This is a genomic window from Shewanella sp. CG12_big_fil_rev_8_21_14_0_65_47_15, from assembly GCF_002783505.1.
Lineage (GTDB): Bacteria > Pseudomonadota > Gammaproteobacteria > Enterobacterales > Shewanellaceae > Shewanella.
Map to the genome: position 1 here is coordinate 1 of NZ_PFGL01000050.1, position 271 is coordinate 271.

At 51.3% G+C, this 271-nt stretch carries 1 pseudogene; it reads right to left on the bottom strand.

The features are described 5' to 3' along the window. Positions 1-271, bottom strand: a pseudogene (locus COW15_RS14050) (type I glyceraldehyde-3-phosphate dehydrogenase); the annotation flags it as partial.

A 271-nucleotide genomic window follows, 5' to 3' on the forward strand; every position in this document is an offset into this window, starting at 1 on the left:
ACCAGTGGCCGCGCTTCAAAACCGAGAATGCCTTTGAGCTCATTTTCTGAAGCCGCTTTAAGTAGCGCGTTGACTTCTTCTGCGCTGGTATCACGTTTAACATCAAAAATAATGTCGGTTAACGACGCATTGGCCAGCGGCACACGCACCGCGTGACCGTTAATTTTGTCTTTTAGATCAGGGAAGATTTCCACAATCGCAGTCGCAGAACCGGTTGTGGTCGGGATAAGGCTCACACCACACGCGCGTGCGCGGCGTAGATCTTTATGCG